Here is a 26,037-nt window from a genome sequence, read left to right as displayed (position 1 = left end):
AACCTGAGGGAGCGTCTCATGATGCGCTGGGGTCGGACACCCTGCCCATGAATAGCGGCAGCCCGGTCTCGACGTGGACGATTTCGTAGAGGAACGGCCGGTCGAAACGGATCACGTTCTTGGAGACTGAGCCGCTCACCGCCTCCGCGTTGATCTGGGTCACGGCGGCGGCAACGGTGCCTTTCTCCGCCACGGTGATGTTGGCGGACTGGCCGGCCTGCGTGATTGTGAGGCCATGCTGGATTGAGTTGAAGTCAGTCTCGGTTTGGAGCGTTTCCCGCAGGCCGAGGTCGCCGAAGACCTTGCGCAGCTCGAAAGTGCTCTTCTGGTCCCACTGTGGCAGGGAAAGCTGGGTGGGCGACGGGGCGGCCGCGTCAAGGGCCCGCGCAGCCTCGGCAAGGTATGGCACCCTGGTGTCGGGAGCCCCGGAATCGGGCAGCACCAGCCGCATCACGAAACCCTCTGCATAGGGAAGATCAACGCCCTGCCAGCCCTTGCCCCGGGCAAAGGCGAGTTCCTGAACGCCGGACATGGTGGGGACCGAAACCTGCCGGCCGTCCGCCGTCGTGAAGGGTCGATCGGAGGTGTCGGCCGGGTCGAAGGGCACCTTCCAGGCCGAGGCGAAGTACACCGCATTGAGCACGCTGAAGGTGTTCTCGCGGCTGTACCCCGCGGGTGCCTTCTTGATCCGCCCGCCGGTATTCTTGTTCACCCAGGCGTCGATCGCTGGTTTGGTGGTGGCTTCATCCGCGAAATTCACCGGGTACACGCCGGACCCGTAATACCGGGCCAGGGAATCCAGATACCGCTCCCTGGTGGGCACGCCCTTGTCCACGAACAGGCCGTTTGCGGTGTGCAGGACCGGCCGGCGGGGCGGGTTCTTCTCGTCCACCGAGCCGGGGTCGCCGTCGAAGGCTTCCAGGGACGCGAGCAGTGCATTCAAAGCTTCGTCGCGGTGCTGGACAGGGAGGCCCAGGACTTTGTCCATCTCGGCGGCCGTCGCCCCGGTCGCCCCTGTCCGCAGCATGGCCAGGGCAATCAGCAGGCTGCCCGGGGACGAGACCACGTTCCCGCTTCCGGCGTCCCCTCCGTCCGCCAGGAGTGCAGCGCCAAGTTTCCGCGCCGAGGCCCGGAGCTGAGCCAGCTCGGCCGGGTAGGCGGTGCGGTCCGCCGAAACGCGTTCGACGCCGTCGGCCTTGAGCAGCGCCGGCGGCGCGGCCGAACAGGCCGAGAGGACCAGCGCCAAGCCCGCCGCGGCAGCCATGAAGCGTGCCGGAATCTTCTGTTTCATCGCGCCCCCAAGGCCTGCACACAGCCACAGTTGAACGGCGGAGGTCCGCCTAGGGCCAGTCAAGCACCGGGGGCTGGCCCGCGGCTAGCCCTTGGCCATTTCGATGGTTCCCCGCCCACTAGATGCGTCGTAGCGTCGACCCCGCACGGAACCGTCGAAACGGAGGTGGGCCGCCGCCGCGCCGGTCCACGAGGGCCCGGCCCGTCAGCGCCGCGGGATGTTGCGCAGGTTGCTGCGGGCCATGCTCACGGCTTCGCCGGCGCCCCGGTTGAGGACCACCTTGGACATGGCCGTGGCGAAGCCCAGGATCTGCGCGCCCTTGATCTTCGGCGGGATCGAGAGTGCCTTGGGATCCGTGATCAGCTCCACCAGCGACGGCCCGGGGTGCGCAAACGCCTCCCGGTACGCGGCCTCGATTTTCGCCGGGTCGGTCACACGGACGGCGTGGAAGCCCAGGGCGCGGGCCACGTCGGCGTAGTTGGCGTCGGGGACGTCGACTCCGAAGTCGGGCAGCCCGTCCACCAGCATCTCGAGTTTGACCATGCCCAGGGTGGAGTTGTTGAAGACCACCACGTTGACCGGGAGCCGGTGCGCTGCGACCGTGATCAGCTCGCCCAGCAGCATCGACAGGCCGCCGTCGCCGGAGACCGAGACCACCTGGCGTCCCGGGTAGGCCAGCTGGGCGCCGATGGCGTGCGGCAGCGCGTTGGCCATGGAGCCGTGCAGGTAGGAGCCGATCAGCCGGCGGGTGCCCAGCGGATTGATGTACCGGGCGGTCCAGACGTTGCACATGCCCGTATCGGCGGTGAAGACCGCATCCTCCGCCGCCACTTGGTCCAGCAGCGAGGCCGCATACTCGGGGTGGATCGGCTGGGTTTTTTCGACCTTGCGGGTGTACGCGCCGACGGCCTTGTTCATCAGCCGGTCGTGCTTCTTGAGGATCGCGTCGAGGAAGCGGCGGCTCTTCTTCAGCTTCAGCAGCGGCATGAGGGCCGCGAGCGTCGGCAGCACGTCGCCGTGCACGGCCACGTCGACGTCGGTCCGCCGGCCCAGGTTCTGCGCGGCGCGGTCCACCTGCGCGGTCCGGGTCCCGGGCAGGAACTGGTCGTAGGGGAAGTCGGTGCCGAGCAGGATCAGCAGGTCCGCGTCCTCGATCCCCTCGGCCGCGGCGCCGTAGCCGAGCAGGCCGGTCATGCCGATGTCGTAGGGGTTGTCGTACTGCATGAAGTCCTTGCCGCGCAGCGAGTGCCCAATCGGCGCGGCGATCAGTTCGGCGAGCGCGATCACCTCGTCGTGCGCACCGTCGACGCCGGCCCCGGCGAAGATGGCCACCTTCCCGGCGTCGTTGATGGCGTCCGCCAGCTCCCGCACGCTGGCGGGGTCAGGCACCAGCGCGGCCGGCCGGAAGGCTGCCGGCGCCGGGGTTTCGGCCGTCGCCTCCAGCCCGGCGATGTCGCCGGGCAGGGTCACGACGGCGACGCCGCGGAGGGCGACGGCGTGCTGGATGGCGCTGTGCATCACCCGCGGCGCCTGTTCGGCAGTGCTGATGAGTTCGGAGTACACCGAGCACTCGTTAAAGAGCCGGTCCGGGTGCGTTTCCTGGAAGAAGCTGCTGCCGATCTGCTTGCTCGGGATGTGCGAGGCAATGGCAAGGACCGGCGCGCCGGAGCGGTTGGCATCGTAGAGGCCGTTGATCAGATGCAGGTTGCCCGGACCGCACGAGCCGGCGCAGACCGCGAGACGGCCGGTCAGCTGGGCTTCCGCCGCGGCGGCGAAGGCCGCGGCTTCCTCGTGCCGGACGTGGATCCAATCGATTCCGCCCTTCGCCGCTCCGCCGGTCTTCCGGACGGCGTCGACGATCGGATTGAGGCTGTCGCCAACAATCCCGTAGATCCGCTGCACGCCGGCAGCCTGGAGTTGTTCGACAAGCTGGGTGGCAAGTTCCTTGGCCATGGGTGCACGCTCCCGCGAGGTGGGTCGATGAGCTGACACTGGCCAATATAGTCCGCCCACCTTGGCACGGGTCCCAGAAGGACGCTCCCTCAGGTTCCGCAGCGATTCCATGAACGCTCCCTCAGGTTCCGCAGCGATTCCATGAACGCTCCCTCAGGTTCTGCAGCGATTCCATGAACGCTCCCTCAGGTTCCGCAACAGATCAACAAACGCCCCCTCAGCTGATCTGAGGGAGGGCGGGCAGCCTGTGGCGGGACCTAAGGGAGCGTCCGGCGAAACCGCGCAGGACCTGATGGAGCGTCCGGCGAAACCGCGCAGGACCTGATGGAGCGTCCGGCGAAACCGCGCCGGACCTGAGGGAGCGTCGCACCGGAAGCCGCGATGGGCCTTAGGGAACGGGCCGGGTCCCGTCGGGCTCAGCTACCGGAGTGGGCCTGCAGGAAGGAGTAGACCTCGGTCTCGTCCACACCGGGGAAGGCACCTGGCGGCATCGCTGCGAGCAGGTGCGAGTGGGCGCGGGCCGAGGGCCACGCGTTGCCGGCCCACTCCGCGGTCAGGGTCGCCGGGGGCCTGCGGCAGCAGCTCTCGTCCGGGCAGGTGGACTTGGACCGCTCCGTGGTGTCGCGGCCGCGGAACCACTTCACCTGGGCGTAGGGCACCCCCACGGAGAGTGAGAATTCCCCGTTCGCGGACCGCTCCGTCCGGGCCGTGCACCAGTACGTCCCGGCCGGTGTGTCGGTGTACTGGTTGTAGGCGCTGAACTTGTCCGGCACATCGAACACCACCCGGGAGGTCCAGTTCTTGCACGAGGGCTGGCCCTCGATGGCGCCGGTGTGGTCCTGCGGGAACGTCACGCCGTCGTTCTCGTAGGCCTTGTAGATAATCCCGCTCTTGTGCGTCTTCTGGAAGTGGGTGCGGAGGTCCAGGTGCTGCGTGGCGAGGTTGGTGAAGCGGTGCGCCGCGGTCTCGTAGGACACGGCGAACGCGTCCCTAATGTCCTCCACCGCGATTTCCTTGGCTGCCTTGGCCTTCTGCAGGAAATCCACGGTGGCCTGCTCCGGCAGCATCAGCGCTGCCGCGAAGTAGTTCGTCGCGACCCGCTGCATCAGGAAGTCGCCGTAGTTCGTGGGCGTCTGGTGGCCCAGCACGTAGTGGCCCAGGGCCTGCAGCAGCACCGACCGCGGGTCGTGGTCGCTGCGGGCATTCTGCGTGAGGTAAATTCGGCGGTTCTTGAGATCCGTCACCGAACGGGTGGAATGCGGCAGGTCCCCCACGTGGTGCAGGCTGAATCCGAGGTGCCCGGCGATGTCCGCGATCACGTGGTGGGACAACGGCCCGGATGTGTGGCCCACCGACGCGAGGACCTTCTGCGCTTCCGCCTCGTACTCCGGGAAGTAGTTGTTCCGCTCCCGCATCATGGCCCGCAGTTCACCGTTGGCCCGGCGGGCTTCCTCCGGTGTGGCGACCTGCTCGTTGAGCCGGCGTTCCAGCTCATGCTGCAGCCCCACCATGGACTCCAGCACATCCATCGGCAGCCGCGAACTGATGCGGATCCGGGGCAGTTTCAGGGACTCGTACAGGGGGCTGCGCTGGTAGCGCTCCAGCTCGATCTCGAGGGCCGCGCGGCGGTTCGGCGGTTCCGCGCCGAGCAGTTCGTCGATGCTGACGCCCAACGCCGCCGCGAGCTGCTGGAGCAAGCCGAGCTTGGGCTCACGCTTGCCGTTTTCGATCAGGCTCAGCTGGCTCGGCGCCGTCCCGACGGCGGCACTTAGGTCATCGAGCGTGAGCCCGGCGGCCTTGCGCAGGTGGCGGACCCTGCGGCCCATGCTGATGACGTCCACCTCCGGCTCTGCAGAGAGGGGCGCGGAGACGGCCTGACGGTTCCAGCTGTTTGGATGCATTTCTTGAGAATACGGGAAGAAGTGCACTTCTTTCCATAGTTTCCCTCTAGCATCCCCATTGAAAGTGCAGAAAAGTAGGTCTTACGGAAAGATTCAAACCCCGGGAACCGCCAGCCGGACCCGCAGAGACGCGGGGCGGCCGGCCCCGGACCCATCAAGGAGACAAAAATGACTGCAGCAATTGAGCCCACCCAGCAGACGCCCGAAGAGCAGGCTGCCGCCTTGGAGCTCGAGTGGGCTGCCAACCCGCGTTGGGAAGGCGTCACTCGGGATTACTCGGCGTCGGACGTCGTCCGCCTCCGCGGCCGCGTCTCCGAGGAACACACGCTGGCCCGCCGTGGCTCCGAGAAGCTGTGGAAGCAGCTCACCGAGGAGCACAAGGAGGGCAAGTACACCAACGCCCTCGGCGCCCTGACCGGCAACCAGGCCGTGCAGCAGGTCAAGGCCGGGCTGCGCGCCATCTACCTCTCCGGCTGGCAGGTTGCCGCCGACGCGAACAACTCCGGCCACACCTACCCGGACCAGTCGCTGTACCCGGCAAACTCCGTCCCCACCGTGGTCCGCCGCATCAACAACGCCCTGCTCCGCGCGGACCAGATCGAGTTCTCCGAAGGCATCCAGACGGTTGAGGACTGGATGGTGCCGATCGTCGCCGACGCCGAGGCCGGGTTCGGCGGTCCGCTGAACGCCTACGAGCTGATGAAGTCCATGATCCAGGCCGGCGCCTCGGGCGTGCACTGGGAAGACCAGCTCGCCTCGGAGAAGAAGTGCGGCCACCTCGGCGGCAAGGTCCTGATCCCCACCCAGCAGCACGTCCGCACCCTGAACGCCGCCCGCCTCGCCGCCGACGTCGCCGGCACGCCGTCGGTCATCATCGCCCGCACCGACGCCGAGGCAGCCACCCTGATCACCTCCGACGTCGACGAGCGCGACCAGGAATTCATTACCGGCGAGCGCACGGCCGAGGGCTTCTACAAGGTCCGCAACGGGATCGAACCCTGCATCGCCCGGGCCAAGGCCTACGCCCCGTACTCCGACCTCATCTGGATGGAGACCGGCACCCCGGACCTGGAGCTGGCCCGCAAGTTCGCCGAATCGGTCAAGGCCGAGTTCCCGGACCAGATGCTCTCCTACAACTGCTCGCCCTCGTTCAACTGGCGCAAGCACCTCGACGACGCCACGATCGCGAAGTTCCAGCGCGAACTCGGCGCCATGGGCTTCACGTTCCAGTTCATCACCCTGGCCGGCTTCCACGCCCTGAACTACTCGATGTTCGACCTCGCCCACGGTTACGCCCGGGAAGGCATGAGCGCCTACGTCGAGCTGCAGGAGAAGGAATTCGCCTCCGAAGCCCGCGGCTACACCGCCACCAAGCACCAGCGCGAAGTCGGCACCGGCTACTTCGACGACATCGCCACCGCGCTCAACCCGAACGCATCCACTTTGGCCCTCGTGGGATCCACAGAAGAAGGCCAGTTCCACTAATCCCCGCCCGACGGCGGTCCTTGCGTCCGGCCTTCGGTCCGGCATTGCTCGGCCTGCTATTCCCCATGTCCGGGTCCGACCTCGCTGAGCGAGGACGGACCCGGACACAGGGCCCCTTTTACGCAGGCTGCCGCAATACCGGCACCTTCGGCCTCGTGCCTCGCTCACCGAAGTGCCGCCACCCGCCGTCGAACTTGCTTCTTCTCTAAGGAGAGATTGAAATGAACAGCTTCACTGACAACTTCACTATCAACGGGGTTACGTTGACTGCGCAGCCCATTTGCCGGCAGAGCGAAGTGCTGACGCCGGACGCGCTGGCGTTTGTTGCCAAGCTGCACCGGGCGACGGCGGAGCGCCGCCAGGAGCTGTTGCGGGCCCGGCAGGAACGCCGCCAGCAGATCAGCAAGGGCCAGGACCCGCGGTTCCTCCCCGAGACCGAGTCCATCCGCAACGATCCCGACTGGCGCGTCGCTCCCCCGGCGCCGGGCCTGACGGACCGCCGCGTCGAGATCACCGGCCCGGTGGACAAAAAAATGACCATCAACGCGCTGAACTCCGGCGCCAAGGTCTGGCTCGCGGACATGGAGGATTCCTCCACGCCGTCGTGGCGCAACGTCATCCAGGGCCAGCTGAACCTGACCGACGCGCTGGAACGCCGGATCGATTTCACCTCCCCGGAAGGCAAGGAGTACAAGCTCCGCTCCGCCGATGAGCTGCCCACGATCGTGGTCCGGCCCCGCGGCTGGCACCTGCCGGAAAAGCACATGATCATTGACGGCACCCCGGTGGCCGGCGGCATCGTGGACTTCGGCCTGTACTTCTTCCACAACGCCCGCCGCCTGATCGCCCAGGGCAAGGGGCCGTACTTCTACCTGCCGAAGATCGAGAACCACCTCGAGGCACGGCTGTGGAACGACATCTTCATCCTGGCCCAGGACCTGCTGGGCATCCCGCAAGGCACCATCCGCGCCACGGTGCTGATCGAGACCATCACCGCAGCGTTTGAGATGGAGGAGATCCTCTACGAACTGCGCGAGCACGCCGCGGGCCTGAACGCCGGCCGCTGGGACTACATCTTCTCGCTGATCAAGAACTTCCGCACCCGCGGACCCCGCTTTGTCCTGCCGGACCGCGGCCAGGTCACCATGACGCAGCCGTTCATGCGCGCCTACACCGAACAGCTGGTGCGGGCCTGCCACAAGCGCGGCGCCATGGCGATCGGCGGCATGGCCGCGGCCGTCCCCAACCGCAAGGACCAGGAAGCCAACGCGATTGCCTTCGAGAAGGTGCGCGCCGACAAGTCCCGCGAGGCAGCCGACGGTTTCGACGGCTCCTGGGTGGCGCACCCGGACCTGGTGCCGGTGTGCCGCGAAGTGTTCGACGCCGTCCTCGGCGACCGTCCGAACCAGCTGGACCGCCTCCGCGAGGACGTCACCCCGGACGACCGCGCGCTGATCGACATCTCCTCCACGACGGGCACGATCACCGAGCAGGGCGTGCGGAACAACATCGAAGTGGGCATCCGCTACATCGAGTCCTGGCTGCGCGGCAACGGGGCGGTGGCCATCCACAACCTGATGGAGGACGCCGCGACCGCGGAAATCTCCCGCTCGCAGCTGTGGCAGTGGATCTTCTCCCGGGCCATCACGGACGCAGGCGACGTCATCACCAGTGAATGGGTCGAGGACATGCTGGATGAGGAGTTCGCCAAGCTGGAACGCTTCGAAGGCGACCGCTTCGCCGACGCCCGGGACATCTTCGAGGAGGTCACGCTCGGCAACGAGTTCCCCGCCTTCCTGACGCTGCCGGCCTACGACCGCTTCCTGCACGAAGCCCGCGACGGCGCCGACACCGCCGCCAGCGGAGCGGGCCTCGTGGCCGCCTAGAATTCCGTCCGCCGGGCTGCCACGCCCTCCGCAACAGGCTCCCCGAGATCCGGGGCGGCAGCCCGGCAACGGAACACCCTCCCCGAACCACCGACAACGGCGTCGAACGGACACTTGAGGCCCATGTTTTCTTGACAACATGGGCCTCAAGTGTGGGGGCGGCGGGGTCAGTGCGGCTTCGGGATGTGGCGCAGGGACAGCGCACAGCCCAGGATGAACAGGGCCACCGAACCCAGGATCATCAGCAGCGGCCCGGTCCAGGAGCCGGAGATGCCGTGCACGTAGCCCAGCAGCGTGGGCGCCGCGGCGCCGAAGCAGTACCCGGCGCCCTGGACGACTGCGGACATCCGGCCCGCCGAGGCCTGGTCTCGGGCCAGCCGGATGATGGCGATGAAGATCAGGGTGATGCCGCCGCCCTGGGCCACGCCACCGGAGGAGGACCACAGCCACCACAGCTCCGGGGCGAGCAGGAGCCCCAACGGCACCGTCAGCCACAGCGCCCCCAGGGTGAGCCCGACCGTCGTCGTGCTGGCAAAACGCGCCACGAACGGAACGCCCAGCCCGCCGGCGATCGCCAGGATCTGGAAGAGCGAGGACCCGGCGCCCGCCGCCGACGGCGCCAGCCCCAGTTCATCGGCCAGGAGGCTGGGCAGCCAGGCGGTGACGCCATAGTAGGAGAAAGCCTGGCCGGCGAAGCCCGCGGTCAGGGCCACGGTGATCCAGCGCGACGCCGGCCGCCCCGCCGTCCGGGTCGGGTCTGCCCCGGGGATCGCTTCGGGCCGGAGCGAGCTGCTGCCGGCGGCCAGCACCCACACCGCGCCGGCGGCAACCGCGAAGAGGGCGCACGCCGCGATGGCCGGACGCCAGCCCAGCAGCTCCGCCAACGGCGCCGTAATCATGGACGTGACGAAGGAGCCGATGTTCAGGGCGGCGGTGTAGGTGCCCATGGCGGCGGCCTGCCTGGCCGGGCTGAAGTCGCGCCGGATGATCAGCGGGACCACAATGTTGCCGATCGTGATCGCGATGCCCAGGATTACGGTGCCGAGCATTACCAGGGAGCCCCCGCCGGCGGAGCGGACCACGACGCCCAGCAGCACGCCCAGCAGGGTCAGCGTGATCGCGAACTCCGGGCCCAGCTTCCGGCCGGTCAGCGAAGCCAGCGGGGCTGCGAGCGCGAAGCAGAGCACCGGGATCCCGGTCAGAAACCCGATTTCGACCGGTGAGAACCCCAGGTCCTGGCGCATGTTCCCCACCACCGGCGCCACCGCGACGAACGGCCCGCGCATGTTGAGGGCGATGAGTCCGATGGCGATCATCAGCAGCGAGCCGCGCGGGATCCTCGCCAGGGCGTTCACCCTGCCGTCCGCGGGCCGGCAACCGGGCAGAAGTATGTTTTCATCAATCCCATTGCTATCACGCGGCCGCCGCGGGGCACGCCGCACCCGCCGGAAGATGACGGCCGCAGCTTCACGAAGGTCACCCCGCGCGGTCCGCAGACTAGGGTTTTTGGCATGACGCACGTGATCCGGAAGGCCACCGCCGACGACGCCGGCCCGCTGGCCGAACTGGCCGCCATCACCTTTCCACTCGCCTGCCCGCCGGAATCCCGCCCCGAGGATATCGCCGCGCACCTGGCGAATACGCTCAGCGAAGCCAACTTCCGGGAGTACCTCGCCGATCCGGATGTCACGGTGCTCGTGATCGACGCGGGCGGGACGCTCCGCGGCTACAGCCTGCTCCTGGACCGGCGCACGGAGGATCCGGAGGTGGCCGCCGTCCTGGACGCCGCGCCGAGCACGGAGCTGAGCAAGTGCTACGTCCACCCGGACCACCACGGCCTTGGCGCGGCGGCCGAGCTAATGCGGGCCAGCATCGCCGCGGCGGCCGGGGCGGGCGCCCGGGGACTCTGGCTCGGCGTGAACAGCCAGAATGCGCGTGCCATCAGGTTTTACGAGAAGTCCGGCTTCCGGAAAGTCGGTACCAAGTCGTTCAGGCTGGGGAACACCGTGGAGCACGACTTCGTCATGGAGCGCCCGCTCGCGCCCTGACCGCACACCCTCCCCCGGCCAGCCAGCCAGCCAGCCACCCAGCCACCCAGCCACCCAGCCACCCAGCCACCCAGCCAGCCAGCCACCGCGAACGTACACTTGGGGCCCAAGAAATCCGCGGTTCGAGGGCCGCAAGTGTCCGTTCGCGCTTTGTGAGCTGGCGGACCGGCGGGAATGGGCCCGGTCCCGGCGCGGTTGTCGCCAGCATGAAGATTGAGATCTGGTCCGACGTGGCCTGCCCCTGGTGCTACATCGGCAAACGCCGCTTTGAAACCGCCCTCGCGGCGTTCCCGCACCGCGACGACGTGGAGGTGCAGTGGCGCAGCTTCCAGCTGGACCCCTCCCTGCCGGAGCACTACGACGGCACCGAGCTGGACTACCTGAGCACGCGCAAGGGCATGGCGCCGGACCAGGTCAGCGGGATGTTCGAGCACGTGGCGGCGCAGGCCAGCGCCGAAGGGCTCGACTACCGGTTCGATGACGTCGTGGTGGCCAACAGCTTCACGGCCCACCGCCTGATCCACCTTGCCGGCGCGCACGGAAAGCAGGATGCCGCCAAGGAACGGCTGCTCAGTGACCACTTCGAGCACGGCCGCGACATCGGCAATCGCGAATACCTCACCGCGCTGGGCCTCGACCTCGGGATCGACGCCGGCGAGTTGGACGATCTGTTCAGCACGGACAAGTACGCCGACGCCGTGCGGCAGGACTTCGCGGAGGCCCGCGCCCTGGGCGTCAGCGGTGTGCCGTTCTTCGTCATCGACCGCACGTACGGCCTCTCGGGTGCCCAGCCCGTGGAAACCTTCACGGCAGCACTCGAACAGGCCTGGCGGGAAAGCCACCCGCTGGTCATGGTCGACGCCGGCACGCCCAGTCCGGACGGTGCCGCCTGCGGCCCGGACGGATGCCCTATCTGAGACGGCCTCCCGGCGCGGACGCTTCAGGCGGACTGGGGCAGGGCTGCGGTGAGACCGGTCCCCAGCCCCGGGGCCGGGGCGCACCGGACGATCTCCAGCGCCTCGACGTCGAGCAGTTTCCGGGCGCCGGTCCGGGCGTCCAGGATCCAGAACAGTTCCATCAGCGGGATGGTCTGCGTGACCCGTCCGCGGTGGAACAGCTTGCCGTTGTGCCACGCCTCGATTTCGTCCCCGGCGGCCAGTTCCCCGCACGTCCGGATTGCCGTGTCTTCGACACCCATTGCCAGCTCCTCCCCATCAGTGCCCCGCCGTCGGGGCTCCGTTGTCCCCAGCATGCACGGGCGAGGTTTCGGGGGCGTTTCCGGGGCATGATTTTCTCGCGACGTGCGCTGGCATGACCGCGACCACCGCCGGCAGGTGCGGGGCGGCAGCAGCGCACCCAAGGGCAAGCACGCCGAAGCGTCAGCCCTTTTTACTGACAGATCGCGCTAAAGTGTCCGTATGCCCAGGATTTCGGCCGCGAGCAACGCCGCCCAACGAGCCGAGACCCAGCGCCGCATCCTGACCGCCTTCGGCGAGCTGCTCTTCACGCACGGGTTGCCCGGCCTGACCATGACCGACGTGGCCCGGCACGCCCGGATCGGCCGCACGGCCGTCTACAACTACTACGCGGACATTGAAGAGCTCCTCATTGCCTACGCGCTGGACGAGACCGAGCGTTTCCTCGTCGAACTGCGCGATTCCCTCGCGTCACTGGAGAATCCCGTGGAGCGGCTGGCGCTCTATGTGCGCGCCCAGGTGGCGGACCTGAGCCGGCGCCACCTCCCGCCGGGCCCCGCGATGGGTGCCGTCCTGTCCCCCGCATCCTTCGCCAAGCTGGCGGACCACGTGGGAGAACTCAGCCTGCTCCTGCAGGACATCCTGCGCGACGGCATGGCGCAGGGCTTCCTCCCGGAGGCGGACATCGCCCAGCTCTCCCAGCTCATCCACGGCACGCTCTCCTCAAGTGCGGCCCGGGGCGACGGGGCCGGCACGGACCCGGACGCGGAGGCCCGGATCGCCCGGACCGTGCGCTTCATCCAGCTCGGTGCCGGTGCCCGGTTCGACGACGACGGCCGTCCCCGCCGGCTCAGCGCCTAGCCTCACCTGGCCGCGCCGTCGAGCGCGGAACGCCCAACGCCGGCCAACGACGCAAGCCGGCTCAGGGTTTGGGGCTGACCGGGACGATCGTCGGCACGACGGGCAGGGCCGGATCCTCGACGATCCGGCGGGTCTCGCGCGGGCAGCTGAGCTTGCCCGGCGTCTGGTCCACGAGCGCCGACTTGGCCAGTTCCTTGAAGTCCCCGGTCAGGATGACGTCCACGCTCGCGTCGTTGCGCCCGTCCTGGACATAGTCGGAGCCGGGGAGGTTACGCTGGACGCTGAACGCCGCGGACTGGCCAGCGGCCCCGGACACCACCAGCGCCACACCGCGGTACCCGGACTCGGTGTTGCCCACCGCACCCACCACGAACTTGCGGGCCAGGAACTCGTTGGCCACGGTCCGGGCCAGCCCCGGCCGGCTCGTGGAGTTGTAGACGTTCACTTTGATCTTGCCGTGCGGCGTGTAGTTGTACGTCGCGTCCGGGCACAGCGACGCCGCGGCCCGGCCGCGCTCCGCCGTCGGGAGCTTGATCTGGCCGTTCATGATACCCAGGGCCACCACAATGGCTGCGGCGACCAGCCCCACCAGGAGCACCAGGACGACGCCGTGCAGGACGCGACGCCGTGTCCGTAACGGGTTTTCCAGTTCGTCCCGTTCCGCGAAGGTGGCGCGCAGATCGGAGCCGGTGATGACATTGTGCCCGTGCAGGACGGTGGGGTCCTTGGGCCGTCTAGCCATTTATTACCAGGACGCGGGCGTGGATCGCGGTGCGCTGGTGCAGGGCGGTGCGGACGGCCCGGTGCAGGCCGTCCTCCAGGTACAGCACGCCGCGGAATTCCACGACGTGCGGGAAGAGGTCCCCGAAGAAGGTCGAGTCTTCGGCCAGCAGCGCTTCCAGGTCCAGGGTGCGTTTGGTGGTCACGAGTTCGTCCAGGCGGACCGGGCGCGGCGGCAGCGCCGCCCAGTCCTTGGGCGTGTTGAAACCATGGTCAGGGTACGGGCGTCCCTCGCCCACAGCTTTGAAGATCACCATGCAAGCCTATGGAAGATCCCCGGCCAGGGGAATCACAGAGGCCACGGCACCGGAGGTTGTGGCCAAACAGTGACCATTTGTCACTGCCGTCCACGAGCGTGTCACCGGCCTGAACGGGGCTGTCACAGTCTTTTCAGGGCGGGACACCGGACGTCACGGGGCTGCCGCCGGAGGCGAAGTTCCGGCCCTGCTGAGAGAATGGAAGCATGACTGAAACCGAGACTTCCGCCCTGCCGCTTTCGGCCCCGCCGCTGGCCCTGCTGCTCGACGTCGACGGTCCGGTCGCGAGTCCGCTCACCCGCACCGTCCAGCCGGGAATCATCGAGGATCTCCTGGTCCTCGCGGCCGCCGGGATTCCGGTCATCTTCAACACCGGCCGCTCCGATACCTTTATCCGCGAGCAAGTGATGGAGCCGATGATCGCCGCCGGGATGCCGGCCGGGATCCTCATCCACGCCATCTGCGAGAAGGGCGCCGTGTGGTTCAGCTACACCGCCGCCGGGCCGGGCGCGGTCCACGTGGACCGGGAACTCGCCATCCCGCAAGCCTTCGGGGACGATGTGCGGCGGCTCGTGGCGGAGGACTACGCCGCCCATATGTTCTATGACGAGACCAAGCGGGCCATGGTCTCCGTGGAGCAGCACATCGCCGTCGCCAATGCCGACTACCGCGAGGAACAGGCCCTGTTCGACGCCGACGCCATGGAACTGATGGGCAGGCACGGCTTGGGCGTGGTGCGGCTGGACCATCACGCCCCGAACAGCGATGACCGGATTGACTACCGCGTGGACCCCACCATCATCTCCACCGACATCGAGTCCGTCCGGCTGGGCAAGGACCTCGGTGCGAGCCGGGCCGTGGAACTGCTGGCGGCCCAGGGCATCACCCCGCAGGCCTGGCGGACGGTGGGCGACTCGCGCACGGACTACGCCATGGCCGACTGGCTGCACCACAACGACCACGCCGTGAAGCACGTGGACGTCCGTCCCGCCGACGGCGTTCCGGTCAAGCCGTACGGGGTCCTGACTGCAGCCGATTTGGGCCTCGGCGACGAGGTCATCCACGACGACGCCGGCGCGGCGTTCCTGCGCCACTGGCGGAACGCTCTGGCCGGCTGAGAGCCGGCACGCCGGGCCGTTTTTGCGCCCCGGGTTATTATGCAAGTAGAGACCCACGCACCATCACCAGCTCGGAGAATCGACATTACAGACGCATTGATCCAGGACGAGATTTACTACGGCAGCCAGGCAACCGAGGACAACCACGCCCACGCGGAGGTCACCTCACCGGCCGCCGTCGCCCGGCTCCGGACGCGCCCCGACGTGGTGCGCCGGCACGGTAGATATGCGCTGATCAATGAGAACCGCACACCGTACCAGGCCATGGTCGAGGACCTTCTGTTCCTCCGGTCCGTCCTGGCCGGGGCGAACCTGGACTACCTCCTGGTCCGCGGCAACAACGACCGCCCGGTGATTGCCGTGGACTGGAAGAACCGCCGGGAACTCCGCGCCGCGCTGGTGGAGGCCTGCCGGGACGAGCCGTTCTACTCGATGACCGTGGACGCCAAAAAGAAGTCCTCCGTGCTGGTGGGCGACGGGGAGCTCTCCCTGAACCGCCAGGCCCGCATCTTCCGGCTGTACCGGCCCCGGGTGGAGCCGGAGGGCGGTCTGGAGTTCGGCGCCTCGGCCGGTGTCCAGCTGGAGCTCTGGAGCTTCGAGGGCGACGAGCTGATCCTGCCGATCGAAAATTCCCTGACCCGCCGGACCCTGCTGGCCCAGGACGCCGTCCGCGGCACCGTGGAACGCTACGGCCACACCTGGCCCACCATCGAGAACATGTTCGCCGACCACGCCAGCGACATCAGCTTCGACGTCGACCTGGTCTTCTCCTGGGTGGACGGCAGCTCACCCGAGTACATCGCGGCCCGCCGCGCCCGGATGGCCGGCGTCGTCGTGGGTGAGGGAGACGACCACGAGGCGCGCTTCCGCCAGATCAATGAGCTGAAGTACGCCCTGCGCTCGGTCTACATGTTCGCGCCGTGGATCCGCCGGATCTTCATCGCGACCGACTCCCCTGCCCCGGAGTGGCTCGCAGACCACCCGGGCGTAACGATCGTCCGCAGCGAGGAGTTCTTCGCGGACCCCTCGGTGCTGCCGACGCACAATTCGCAGGCGGTCGAATGCCAGCTCCACCACATCGAGGGCCTTTCCGAGCATTTCCTGTATTCCAATGACGACATGTTCTTCGGCCGGGCCGTCCGGCCGGACATGTTCTTCACTCCCGGCGGCATCACCAAGTTCATCGAGGCGGAGACGCGGATCGGGCTCGGAGACAACGACGCCGAGCGCAGCGGCTTCGAGAACGCGGCGCGGGTCAACCGCAAGCTCCTCTGGGACCGCTTCGGTCGGATCACCACCCGGCACCTGGAACACACCGCCGCGCCGCTCCGGCGCAGCGTGGTCTCCCAGATGGAACAGGAATTCCCGGCCGAGTTCGCGAAGACGGCGGCCAGCAGGTTCCGGGCCGCGGACAACATCTCAGTGACGAATTCGTTCTACCACTACTACGCGCTGCTGACCGGCCGGGCCGTGACCCAGACCGCGGCGAAGGTGCGGTACGTGGATACGACCGCCCGCGCCGGCCTGAACTACCTGCCCAAGCTCCTCTCCAAGCGGAACATGGATTTCTTCTGCCTCAACGACGGCAGCTTCCCGGAGGTGGCGGCCGAGGAGCGCGCCGAACTGGTGACCGAGTTCCTGGAGAAATACTTCCCGATCAAGGCGCCCTGGGAGAAGTAGCAGCGGCAGCAGCGGCCGGTTAGTTCCGGGTGGTGAGCCGGCGGTGGCCGGGGGCCTGGGCCGGATCTTCGAGCCTCGCCTGCCGCGGAATTCGGATCCCGGCCGCGGCGATCCGCCGCCGGACCTCTTCGGCCGTGACGAATTCGCCCACCGCGGGCAGAGTGTCGCCGACCTGCACCACGGAGTGCACGATCGTGTGCTCGTAGACGTGGACCAGGTTGAAGGACTGCCCGCTGTCCCGCCCCCGGCTGCCGCCCACGGGGACGTTCAGGTCCTGGGTGTAACACGTGGCCGACGCCACCGAGACGGGGATCCCGGCGAACATCGCCGTCGTGGAATAGTGCAGGTGGCCGCCCAGGATGGTGCGCACGTCGGAGTTCCGCAGGACCCCTGCGAGCGCGGCCTGGCCGCGGAGCTCGACCAGCACGGCGAGCTCCAGCACGGAGGGCACCGGCGGGTGGTGCAGGGCCAGGATGGTGCCGTCCGGCGCCGGTGTCGCAAGCTCCGCGGCGAGCCACTCCAGCTGCGCGGGGCTGAGTTCGCCGTGGTGGAACCCGGGCACCGAGGTGTCCAGCGTGATGATCCGCAGGCCGTTGATGAAGTAGCTGTGGTCCACGGGGGCGTCGTCGGCGGGCTGGTCCAGCAGCCCGGTCCGGAAGTTGGCCCGGTCGTCGTGGTTGCCCATCGCCCAAATAACTCTGGCGCCCATCGCCTTGCAGGCGGGGTCCACGATGGCGCGAAGCTTCGAGTACGCCTCCGCCTCGCCGCGGTCGGCCAGGTCGCCGGTGAAAATCACGGCTTCGGGTCGCGCGCCGGAGGCACGGACTTGATCGAAAAGTTGTCTGAGCCGGAAGTCGCCGTCCACCACACCGTGCAGGGGATCCGTACCGCCCAGCAAATGCGGATCGCTTAAGTGGAGGAGGAAATGACGTGGCCGGGGGTGCTCGGCCTCGATGAGCTCCATTGCAACCTTCCTGGTTGGGTGGTGGCAATTGCCTCCAGCGTCCCTCTCAGTTAGATCTATCCAACCAGACTTTCGGCCGGCAATGTGCAAACTCCAGTAGGCATGTTTGAAAAACGGCCATAATCGAGTAGCCGGCGGGCACATACCTGCTCGGGTATATGCCGGGATGTGCCCGCCGGAGAGTGGATTACTCGGTGACCTTGCGGCTAGCTGAGGTAGCCGTTCGGGTTGAGCACGTACTTCGTGGCGGCACCGGCGTCGAACTCGGCGTAGCCCTTCGGTGCGTCCTCGAGCGAGATCGCCTTGGCGTTGACGTTCTTCGCGATCTGGACCTTGTCGTGCAGGATCGCCATCATGAGCCCGCGGTTGTACTTCATCACGGGGCACTGCCCGGTGGTGAAGCTCAGCGATTTGGCCCAGCCGGTGCCCAGGCTCAGGGAGAGCGCACCCTTCTTGGCCGCCTCGTCGATGCCGCCCGGGTCCCCCGTGACGTAGAGACCCGGAATGCCGAGGGCTCCGCCGGCTGTGGTGAGTTCCATCAGCGAATTGAGCACCGTCGCCGGAGCCTCCTTGGCGTCGTGGCCGTGCCCCTTGGCTTCGAAGCCGACGGCATCGACGCCGCAGTCGACTTCGGGGATTCCCAGGATCTGCTCGATCTGCTCGGCCGGTCCGCCCTGGGACAGGTCCACGGTCTCACAGCCGAAGCTGCGCGCCTGCTTGAGCCGGTCCTCGTTCATGTCACCGACAATCACGACAGCGGCGCCCAGCAGCTGCGCACTCGTGGCCGCCGCGAGGCCCACGGGTCCGGCCCCGGCGATGTAGACAGTGGAGCCGACGCCGACGCCCGCAGTGACGGCCCCGTGGAAGCCGGTGGGGAAGATGTCCGACAGCATGGTCAGGTCCATGATCTTCTCGAGGGCCTGGTCCCGGTCGGGGAACTTCAGCAGGTTCCAGTCCGCGTACGGGACCAGGACGTAGTTTGCCTGGCCTCCCACCCAGCCGCCCATGTCCACGTATCCGTACGCGGCACCCGGACGGGCGGGGTTGACGTTCAGGCAGATGCCGGTCTTGCGTTCCTTGCAGTTCCGGCAGCGGCCACAGGCGATGTTGAAGGGGACGGAACAGATGTCCCCCACCTTGATGAACTCGACGTCCGGGCCGACTTCCACGACTTCGCCAGTGATTTCGTGGCCCAGCACCAGGTCGGCCGGGGCGGTGGTGCGCCCGCGGACCATGTGCTGGTCCGAGCCGCAGATGTTCGTGGCAACGGTTTTGAGGATTACGCCGTGGCGCACCGGGCGGCCCACGTTGGCGGGGTTGACCCCCGGGCCGTCTTTGAGTTCGAAGGTGGGGTAGTCGATGTCGATCAGTTCGACTTTTCCTGGCCCTTTGTAGGCAACGGCTTTGTTTCCTGTCATCACTTTCCTCCTGGTTTCACGGACCCCCAAAGTTGAGTGCCCAGTTGTGATTCACGAAGCATTCTGATGCGCCCTCCACAGGGCCTATGTCGGCTGCACTGCCGACGGGCGGACGTGTCTGCGCCGCGGGTATGCCCGGTATGACGGAGGGTTTCGCCAGTCTAGGCCGGAAGCAGGCTTTGGGGTAGGGCCCCTTGTGCCCTTGTGTGGCCCGTCGCCGGACGGAGGGGGCGGAGTCGGCCGGCGGAGGCCCGGCGCGGGCTCAGCCGAGCGCCTGCCGCACGGCTTCGATGACCTCCGGCGAGTCCGGCTCGACGGTAGGCGCGAAGCGGGCCACGATCTCGCCGTCGCGGTTCACCAGGAACTTCTCGAAGTTCCACTTCACGAGCCCCGGCAGCAGGCCGTTCTTGAACTTGGTCAGTTGCGCATACAGCGGATGCTGGTCCTTGCCGCGGACGTTTGCCTTGGTGGCCAGCGGAAAGGTCACGCCGAAGTTGCGTTCGCAGAACTCCGCGATTTCCGCGTCGGCGCCCGGCTCCTGCCCGGCGAATTGGTTGCACGGAACGCCCAGGACGGTGAAGCCCTCCTCCCGGAACTTGTTGTGCAGGGCCTCCAGCCCGGCGTACTGCGGCGTGAAACCGCATTGGGACGCCACGTTCACCACCAGGACCACCTGGCCCCGGAACCGGCCAAAGTCCGTGTCGGTGCCGTCGTTGAGGGTCAGCGGGATGGAATACAGGGACGTCATGGGGTGGTTTCCTCACGGGCTCGGGGCAGGAAGAGTTCTCGACTGTGCTTCGGCACCGGAGGGCGCGGGTATGGGTCCGGGGCGCACCGGACCGGCGGGCTATTTTGTCGGGGACGCGACAGGCGCCAGTGTGTCCGCCGGCCTGGTGGCCGTCGTTTCCTGCGGGGCTGCCGTCGGGGTAGGCGCCGGAGCGGGCGCGGCCGGGGCCGACGCCGGAGCAGTCACCGCCGTGGTGGGAGTTGCGGTCGTGGCCGGCGCCGTCGTGGTGGACGGCGGGGTTGCAGTGGCCGTCGGGGTCGCCGTCGGGGTCGCCGTCGGCGTGGGCTCCGGCGCCGGCGTCGGAGTCGGCGTTGCAGTCGGCGTCGGAGTTGGCGTCGGGGTCGTCGTGGCGGAAGGCGCCGCGGGCTCCGGCTTCACCGTCGAGGTCGGCGTCGGCGTCGGCGTCGGCATCTCTGTGGCGGCCGGCGTCGGCTTGGCCGCGGCGGTGCCCGGAACCGCCGCCACCGGTTTTTCCTGCACCCCGCCGGTGACGGCGTGGGTGTGATCCTCCGCCACCGGAATCGCCCAGTCCGCGCCGGCGCTCCCCGCGCTGCCGGAACGCTGTTTGCCGCTGCCCGGGGTGTAGCTGACCATCTGGATGTCGTCGAGCCGGTCCACCTGCCGGGTGGGAAGGAATTTCCAGTCCAACGGGTTGGCGTGGGCGCCGTTGAGGATCGTCTCGAAGTGAAGGTGGCAGCCCGTGGACGAGCCGGTTGTGCCTACCCGGGCAATGACCTCGTCCACGCCCACCGACTCGCCCTTTTTCACGGCGATGCCCTGGAGGTGGTTGTACGTGGTGATGAGGCCGTTGCCATGGTCGATTTCCACCCGGTTTCCGCCGCCCCACGGGTGCCATCCCACCGCGCGCACCACACCGGCGTCGGCCGAATACACCCGGGTCCCGCACGGGGCGGCGAAATCCTGGCCCCAGTGGAATTCGCCGGCGGTTCCGGTCAGCGGGCTGGTGCGCAGGCCAAACGGGGATGACTCCGTCAGGGTCTCGAGCGGAGCCATTAGGGAACCTTTGGGCGGCCGCTGCAGACTCGCCGAGGCCACCCGGAGCTCGATCTTGCCGTCTTTGGACCTGGTCTGGACTGTGGTCCGGGCAAAGGACACCATCGCACGGCGGTCCGCGGTCAGCACCGACGAGCCCCTCCCGGCGCCCGCCGGATCAGCGGAGGCGCCGGTTCCGGGATCCAGCAACGCTGGTCCGGGAGAGCCGGTGGCCAGCAACGGTTGCGACGCCGCCCGGGCCGCCTCCTGCACCGAGGGGCCGGCAGGCGCCGGAGGCCCAAAAACCAGCAGGGCGAGGGCCACACCACTGACTGCCGCCAGGGAGCGCGCGACAGCCCGTGAAGTCTTGGACTGCCCACTCGTTGAGTTTCCCCAGTGTTTTCCCACGATGTGACTCCCGCGATTCCGTCCGCCAGGCCCCCGTCCCAACGGACCCACCCTCTATGCGAACACACTCCGCCGGGTTTGGGAACCTCCGGAATGCCCGGGTTCGGGGCGGGTTTCGGGGGTTTTGGGGCCAGCGCTCGGCGGCCAGCGGGGCGTCCCAGTAGCCCCACCCGGAAAACAGGTATCGGCCCCGGAGCGGCCGGGTAAGAATAGGGGTATGCGCAATGTCCTCAGGGAGTGGCAGGCCGAGCTCAAACAAGCGTTCACCGGAACCCGGGACGCGGTTCCGGAGTGGGTGGGCCGTCTCGCCGAGGGCGACGACGCCGGTTTCCACCTCCCCGGCTCCGCCGTCTGGGCGGTGCACGGGGACATGCCGACAATTGTCGCCGGCATCCGTGCGCTGCTCATGCAGGCCCTGCACCCGGGCGCCCTGGCCGGGGTGCACGACCATTCGCGCTTCCGCGAAGATCCCCTGGGCCGGCTCGCCGGGACGATCCGCTGGATATTCACGGTCTCCTACGGGTCGACCGGCGCGGCCCGCGCCGCGTCCGGCTGGGTCCTGAGGCTGCACGAGTCGGTGCGCGGGGACTACATCGACGGCCACGGTGTGGCCCGGCCCTACTCGGCGAACGATCCGGAACTGCTCCGCTGGGTGCACATCGCCTTCACCGACGCATTCCTGTCCACGCACAAGATCTGGGGCAGGCCGATCCCCGGCGGCCCCGATGCCTACGTGCGCGAATGGGCTCAGGCGGGGACCCTGATGGGGGTGGAGTCGCCGCCTCTGAGCGAGGCGGCAATGCGCCGGCAACTTGACCGCTGGTACGACCACGGCGAACTCAGCTCGGGCCCGAAGGTCGCCGAAACGGTGGCTTTCATCCGCGATCCCCCGCTCCACCCGGTGCTCAAGCCCGGATACCGGGTGCTCTTCGCGGCCGCGGTGGCAAGCCTCGAGCCTAAGTACCGGGACATGCTGGGGCTGCGGACCGCGCGGCTGGGCCCCGTCCCGCTGCCGGTGAAGCTGGCGACGAAGGTCACGCTCGGTGTCGTCCACCTTGCCCTGGGCAAAGTCGGCCCGAGCGAGCAGGCCGCCCGCGAACGGCTCCGCCGCCTGGGGTTTGCGGGATAGATGTGGCCGGGCTGCGGGTGGCTGGCGCTGCGCGGGCGGCGGAGTTGCTTGGCCCTCTACCCGCGTTGGACGGGGTCGCGCGGCACCGGCCCGGAACGCAAAAAGGCCCCGGTCCAAAGGACCGGGGCCAAACGCGGAGAATGGGGGATTTGAACCCCCGAGGGCGTTAACCCAACACGCGTTCCAGGCGTGCGCCATAGGCCGCTAGGCGAATTCTCCAGTAGCTTTTGAATCAAAAGCAGATACTAGACTACCTGAACTTCACGACTAAGCCCAATTGAGCCCTCGGCCCCGCCGCTACGGGACATGCCCCGCGCCCCGGACCAACACTGGACATAGCCCCAATCTGCGCATTCCCCGGCGTGAAGGATGAGCATGTCCCGCGGGCCGAACCCAGCAGCATGCCCGGGTATCCCCACCCGGCACCCCTCCGCCACGGGACATGCCCCGCGCCCCGGTCCAACACTGGACATAGCCCCAATCTGCCCACTCCCCGGCCCGAAGAATGAGCATGTCCCGCGGGGAAATCTGCGGATTCGGGGCATGCCCAATCGTCGGGTAAACTAATCGACGGCCCCTCATGTGGCGTCATCCTGTTGAACTCCCCCAGGACCGGAAGGTAGCAAGGGTAAATGGGCTCTGGCGGGTGCATGGGGGGTCTTTTATGTCTGTGCCGATTGGTAGGGTTTATCTGTGACTGTTACTACCGCTCTTTACCGCAGGTACCGTCCCGATTCGTTCGCGGACGTTATCGGGCAGGAACACGTCACCGAGCCGCTGATGACGGCCCTGCGGAAGAACCGCGTCAACCACGCCTACCTCTTTTCCGGCCCCCGCGGCTGCGGCAAAACCACCTCTGCCCGCATCCTGGCGCGTTGCCTGAACTGCGCCGAGGGCCCCACCGACACCCCCTGCGGCGTCTGCCCCAGCTGCGTTGAACTGGCCCGCGGCGGCGCCGGTTCGCTCGACGTCATCGAGATCGACGCGGCCAGCCACGGCGGCGTGGACGACGCCCGTGACCTGCGCGAACGCGCCACCTACGCCCCGGTCCGGGACCGCTACAAGATCTTCATCATTGACGAAGCCCATATGGTGACGTCGGCCGGCTTCAACGCGCTGCTCAAGATCGTCGAAGAGCCGCCGGAACACATCAAGTTCATCTTCGCCACCACGGAGCCGGACAAGGTGATCGGCACTATCCGGTCCCGCACCCACCACTACCCGTTCCGGCTCGTCCCGCCGGAACCCCTTATGGCCTACCTGGAACTGCTCTGCCAGCAGGAGAACGTGCCCGTGGCGCCCGGCGTGCTCTCGCTCGTCATCCGCGCCGGCGGCGGCTCCGTGCGCGACTCGCTCTCCGTGCTGGACCAGCTGATGGCCGGGGCTGGCCCCAACGGGCTGGACTACGAACTGGCCGTGGCCCTGCTGGGCTACACCCACGCCTCGCTGCTGGACGACGTCGTCGAGGCCGTCGCTGCCTCCGATGCCGCCACCGTCTTCCGCGCCGTGGACCGCGTCATCCAGACCGGCCACGACCCCCGCCGCTTCGTCGAGGATCTGCTTGAACGCTTCCGCGACCTCATCATCGTGCAGGCCATGCCGGAGAGCGCCCAGTCGATCCTTCGCGGCATGCCGGCGGACCAGATCGCGCGGATGCAGAACCAGGCCCACAACCTCGGCGCCGCCGAACTCTCCCGCGCCGCGGACGTCACCAACACCGCGCTCACCGAGATGACCGGGGCCACCTCCCCGCGGCTGCACCTCGAACTGCTATGCGCCCGCATCCTTCTGCCGAGCTCAGAGCAGACCGAACGCGGCATCGCCGCCCGGATCGACCGGGTGGAGCGGCGCCTCAATTACGCCGGGAACGACGTCGGGACACCCGCGGCTGCGCCGGCCGCCGCACCTGCTGTGGCACCGGCAGCCGTTCCTCCGGCCGCCGCCGTAGCGGCTCCCCGCCCGACGGCCGCACCCGCCCCGGACGCCGGCCGCCCCGCCGACTCGCCGGCCGACAGCATGTCCCCCCGCGTCGACGCGCCGCCGGCTAGCCCCACGCCGGCAGCAGCCCCGCAGGATGCCCAGCCGGAACGGCCGCCGCTCACAGCGCCCCGGGTCAGCACCAAGGACTGGCCGGTGGAAGCACCCGCGTCCTTGAACGGCACTTCCCGCCCGGAGCAGGCACCTGCCGACACCGCAGCAGCGGCCGCAGCCCCGGCGCCCGTGCGCACACCCGCACCTGCCCAACAGTCCCAGCCGTCCACCTCGGCTCCGACCGAACCGGTAGCACCGGCCGCGCGTCCGGCTGGCAATGTCCCCGCGGCAGCGCCGGCAACGACGCCGGCCCCTGCCTCAACGCCGGTTCCCGCATCCGCCGCGGCGTCCGGACCCGACGTGGAGGTCCTGCGCCGCGCCTGGCCAGAGATCCTCCAGACCCTGACCAAGATCAAGCGGAGCACCTGGGCGCTGGTCGAACCCAACGCCCAGGTCGGCCACTTCGAGGGCCAGGTCCTGACGTTGTCGTTCACCACGGCCGGGCTCGCCGGCGCCTTTGGCCGGGCGGACCACGCCGAGAACCTGCGCCAGGCGATCCATAAGACGATCGGAATCGACTGCCAGATCACAGCCGTGGCCGGCGGCAGCAACAGCGCAGCGAGCTCTGAGCCAAACCCAAAAGCGCCCGCTAGCCGGGAGGCCCCGGCCACCTCGGCGGACGTCGCCTGGGGCCTGGCCCCCGCGGCCGGAGCAGCGCAGAAATCCCCGACTGACCCCGCGGGCAGCACCGCGGACGCGACCGCGGCCGGCGCCGCCGTACCCGCACCTGCCCCTGCACCTGCGGCGGCGGAAACAGCCGCACCCGCACCCGCAGCGGCGGAAACACCCACACCCGCGCCTCAACCTGACCCGGCACCGGCGGCCCGCCCCGCTGCCTCCCCGGCGGCGGCAGCGCCATACGCGGGCCCGTCCGCCGGGCCCGCCGGCGGACCGTCCGGCGAACCAGCGTCCGAAGCGGCTGGCTCCTATTCCTACCCGGACGACGACTGGGGCCCGCCACGGGACGAGGATGCGCCGCCGCTGGAGGAAGAGCCGCCGATGGACTGGGATCCCTCCGCCCCGGCAGCCGTCAAGCCCGCGCCCGCTGCCGCTCCGGCGGCCCCGCGCACCCCGGCACGCGCCCGCACGGGCAACAACGGGCCGGCCGCCACCGCGCAGGCACCTGCCCGCCCTGCCCAGGACTCGTCCCAGGACCCCTGGGCGCGCGCCGTCGAGGAGTCCCCCGGGATCTGGACCGTCGGTACGGAACTCAATGTGGGGCGCCGCCCCTCGGCCGAGCCCGAGGTTGAGCCGGCGCCGCGCGGTCCGGAACCGGAGCCGCCGCACTACGAACCCGCTGCCGCCCAAATTCCAGAACCGGTCGGGGCTTTCTCGGCCGGGGCCGGCCACGCCGGACCCGGATTCGGACCCAGCCAGGCCGACTCCCCGGCAACCCGGGCACCCTCGCCCCAGCTTGTCCCGGCCGGCGCCGGGCCCGCGGTCATCACCGCCGCAACCTCCCCGGTCGTGGCCACGGCCCCTGTCGGTGCGCCTCCGGCCTCCGAACGGCAGAGCCTCTACCAGCGCCTGTCTAACAGCCCCGAAGCGGAGGCCGGACGCGCCAAGGCACCGGCGCGCGCCGCCGTCGCCGCCACAAGCTACGTCCAGGACATCCCCAGCGCCGACGACGAAACGATCGAGGAGTCGGGCGTCTTCGGCCGCGCCGCCGTCGAGCGTATTCTGGGCGGGAAGCTGCTCGAAGAGCGCTCCCTGGACGGAAGCCCGCTGGCGCCGCGCTTCTAGCCCTCCCGGCGGCCACCCGGCCCGCCACTCCCCCAAACGAACGAGGAA

At 68.7% G+C, this 26,037-nt stretch carries 20 protein-coding genes, 1 tRNA gene and 1 other RNA gene; 10 read left to right on the top strand and 12 right to left on the bottom strand.

Annotated elements, in window-relative coordinates:
• Positions 1-16 precede the first annotated feature (16 nt).
• The 3 genes from AC1MBE_RS11840 to AC1MBE_RS11830 form a co-directional block, all read right to left on the bottom strand.
• A complete protein-coding gene (locus AC1MBE_RS11840) occupies positions 17-1,291 on the bottom strand; it encodes a serpin family protein (protein ID WP_479778460.1) in 1,275 nt (424 codons plus the stop codon).
• Between the two features lie 204 nt (positions 1,292-1,495).
• On the bottom strand, positions 1,496-3,244 hold the full coding sequence (locus AC1MBE_RS11835; RefSeq protein WP_479778458.1) for a pyruvate dehydrogenase: 1,749 nt from the start codon (positions 3,242-3,244) through the stop codon (positions 1,496-1,498).
• Positions 3,245-3,660: 416 nt separating this feature from the next.
• Positions 3,661-5,172 carry a helix-turn-helix domain-containing protein gene (locus tag AC1MBE_RS11830; protein WP_479778456.1) on the bottom strand — a complete coding sequence of 504 codons (1,512 nt, stop codon included), beginning with the start codon at positions 5,170-5,172 and terminating at the stop codon, positions 3,661-3,663.
• Positions 5,173-5,313: 141 nt separating this feature from the next.
• Between AC1MBE_RS11830 and aceA the strand changes: the two genes are divergently transcribed.
• The gene (gene aceA, locus AC1MBE_RS11825) at positions 5,314-6,630 is read left to right on the top strand and encodes an isocitrate lyase (protein WP_479778454.1); all 1,317 of its coding nucleotides are present in this window, start codon (positions 5,314-5,316) and stop codon (positions 6,628-6,630) included.
• A 221-nt stretch (positions 6,631-6,851) separates the two neighbouring features.
• On the top strand, positions 6,852-8,516 hold the full coding sequence (gene aceB, locus AC1MBE_RS11820; protein ID WP_479778452.1) for a malate synthase A: 1,665 nt from the start codon (positions 6,852-6,854) through the stop codon (positions 8,514-8,516).
• 167 nt (positions 8,517-8,683) lie between these two features.
• Here aceB and AC1MBE_RS11815 read toward each other — a convergent pair whose 3' ends face one another.
• Positions 8,684-9,832 carry an MFS transporter gene (locus AC1MBE_RS11815; RefSeq protein WP_479782587.1) on the bottom strand — a complete coding sequence of 383 codons (1,149 nt, stop codon included), beginning with the start codon at positions 9,830-9,832 and terminating at the stop codon, positions 8,684-8,686.
• Positions 9,833-10,027: 195 nt separating this feature from the next.
• Between AC1MBE_RS11815 and AC1MBE_RS11810 the strand changes: the two genes are divergently transcribed.
• Both AC1MBE_RS11810 and AC1MBE_RS11805 read left to right on the top strand, forming a co-directional pair.
• The gene (locus tag AC1MBE_RS11810; protein ID WP_479778450.1) at positions 10,028-10,564 is read left to right on the top strand and encodes an N-acetyltransferase family protein; all 537 of its coding nucleotides are present in this window, start codon (positions 10,028-10,030) and stop codon (positions 10,562-10,564) included.
• Between the two features lie 206 nt (positions 10,565-10,770).
• Positions 10,771-11,481, top strand: coding sequence for a DsbA family oxidoreductase (locus AC1MBE_RS11805; RefSeq protein ID WP_479778448.1), 711 nt, complete (start codon positions 10,771-10,773; stop codon positions 11,479-11,481).
• 23 nt (positions 11,482-11,504) lie between these two features.
• Here the strand turns inward: AC1MBE_RS11805 and AC1MBE_RS11800 are convergent, their stop codons facing one another.
• Positions 11,505-11,762: a hypothetical protein gene (locus AC1MBE_RS11800; protein ID WP_479778447.1), complete on the bottom strand. Its 258-nt coding sequence runs from the start codon at positions 11,760-11,762 to the stop codon at positions 11,505-11,507.
• Positions 11,763-11,982: 220 nt separating this feature from the next.
• Here AC1MBE_RS11800 and AC1MBE_RS11795 point away from each other — a divergent pair, with 220 nt between their 5' ends.
• On the top strand, positions 11,983-12,621 hold the full coding sequence (locus AC1MBE_RS11795; protein WP_479778445.1) for a TetR/AcrR family transcriptional regulator: 639 nt from the start codon (positions 11,983-11,985) through the stop codon (positions 12,619-12,621).
• Between the two features lie 61 nt (positions 12,622-12,682).
• On the opposite strand, the gene AC1MBE_RS11790 is transcribed toward AC1MBE_RS11795, so the two are convergent.
• Together AC1MBE_RS11790 and AC1MBE_RS11785 are read right to left on the bottom strand one after the other, a co-directional pair.
• Positions 12,683-13,363, bottom strand: a complete 681-nt coding sequence (locus AC1MBE_RS11790; RefSeq protein ID WP_479778443.1) for a LytR C-terminal domain-containing protein — start codon at positions 13,361-13,363, stop codon at positions 12,683-12,685.
• The gene (locus AC1MBE_RS11785; protein WP_175322235.1) at positions 13,356-13,655 is read right to left on the bottom strand and encodes a type II toxin-antitoxin system VapB family antitoxin; all 300 of its coding nucleotides are present in this window, start codon (positions 13,653-13,655) and stop codon (positions 13,356-13,358) included. The genes AC1MBE_RS11790 and AC1MBE_RS11785 overlap by 8 nt, the downstream gene beginning before the upstream one ends.
• A 209-nt stretch (positions 13,656-13,864) precedes the next feature.
• On the opposite strand from AC1MBE_RS11785, the gene AC1MBE_RS11780 reads away from it, so the two are divergent.
• Together AC1MBE_RS11780 and AC1MBE_RS11775 are read left to right on the top strand one after the other, a co-directional pair.
• Positions 13,865-14,776 carry a hypothetical protein gene (locus AC1MBE_RS11780; protein ID WP_479778441.1) on the top strand — a complete coding sequence of 304 codons (912 nt, stop codon included), beginning with the start codon at positions 13,865-13,867 and terminating at the stop codon, positions 14,774-14,776.
• Between the two features lie 39 nt (positions 14,777-14,815).
• Positions 14,816-16,456 carry a stealth family protein gene (locus AC1MBE_RS11775; RefSeq protein WP_479778439.1) on the top strand — a complete coding sequence of 547 codons (1,641 nt, stop codon included), beginning with the start codon at positions 14,816-14,818 and terminating at the stop codon, positions 16,454-16,456.
• Positions 16,457-16,475: 19 nt separating this feature from the next.
• Here AC1MBE_RS11775 and AC1MBE_RS11770 read toward each other — a convergent pair whose 3' ends face one another.
• From AC1MBE_RS11770 to AC1MBE_RS11755, 4 genes are all read right to left on the bottom strand, one after another.
• On the bottom strand, positions 16,476-17,420 hold the full coding sequence (locus AC1MBE_RS11770) for a phosphodiesterase (RefSeq protein WP_479778437.1): 945 nt from the start codon (positions 17,418-17,420) through the stop codon (positions 16,476-16,478).
• Positions 17,421-17,626: 206 nt separating this feature from the next.
• On the bottom strand, positions 17,627-18,838 hold the full coding sequence (gene fdhA / locus AC1MBE_RS11765) for a formaldehyde dehydrogenase, glutathione-independent (protein ID WP_346958630.1): 1,212 nt from the start codon (positions 18,836-18,838) through the stop codon (positions 17,627-17,629).
• Positions 18,839-19,100: 262 nt separating this feature from the next.
• Positions 19,101-19,586, bottom strand: a complete 486-nt coding sequence (locus tag AC1MBE_RS11760; RefSeq protein WP_479778435.1) for a glutathione peroxidase — start codon at positions 19,584-19,586, stop codon at positions 19,101-19,103.
• A 99-nt stretch (positions 19,587-19,685) separates the two neighbouring features.
• Positions 19,686-20,639 carry a M23 family metallopeptidase gene (locus AC1MBE_RS11755; protein WP_479778433.1) on the bottom strand — a complete coding sequence of 318 codons (954 nt, stop codon included), beginning with the start codon at positions 20,637-20,639 and terminating at the stop codon, positions 19,686-19,688.
• Between the two features lie 604 nt (positions 20,640-21,243).
• On the opposite strand from AC1MBE_RS11755, the gene AC1MBE_RS11750 reads away from it, so the two are divergent.
• Positions 21,244-22,155 (top strand): oxygenase MpaB family protein, encoded by a 912-nt coding sequence (locus AC1MBE_RS11750; RefSeq protein WP_479778431.1) that lies wholly within the window; start codon positions 21,244-21,246, stop codon positions 22,153-22,155.
• Between the two features lie 134 nt (positions 22,156-22,289).
• On the opposite strand, the gene AC1MBE_RS11745 is transcribed toward AC1MBE_RS11750, so the two are convergent.
• A tRNA-Ser gene (locus AC1MBE_RS11745) sits at positions 22,290-22,374 on the bottom strand.
• 350 nt (positions 22,375-22,724) lie between these two features.
• On the opposite strand from AC1MBE_RS11745, the gene ffs reads away from it, so the two are divergent.
• Together ffs and AC1MBE_RS11735 are read left to right on the top strand one after the other, a co-directional pair.
• An RNA gene (gene ffs / locus AC1MBE_RS11740) (signal recognition particle sRNA small type) lies at positions 22,725-22,821 on the top strand.
• Positions 22,822-22,848: 27 nt separating this feature from the next.
• On the top strand, positions 22,849-25,989 hold the full coding sequence (locus AC1MBE_RS11735) for a DNA polymerase III subunit gamma and tau (RefSeq protein ID WP_479778429.1): 3,141 nt from the start codon (positions 22,849-22,851) through the stop codon (positions 25,987-25,989).
• Positions 25,990-26,037 lie beyond the last annotated feature (48 nt).

The sequence above is a fragment of the Arthrobacter sp. BG5 genome (assembly GCF_056680155.1).
Note: the sequence above shows the minus strand (reverse complement) of the source record. Positions and strands in the feature narration are given on the sequence as shown.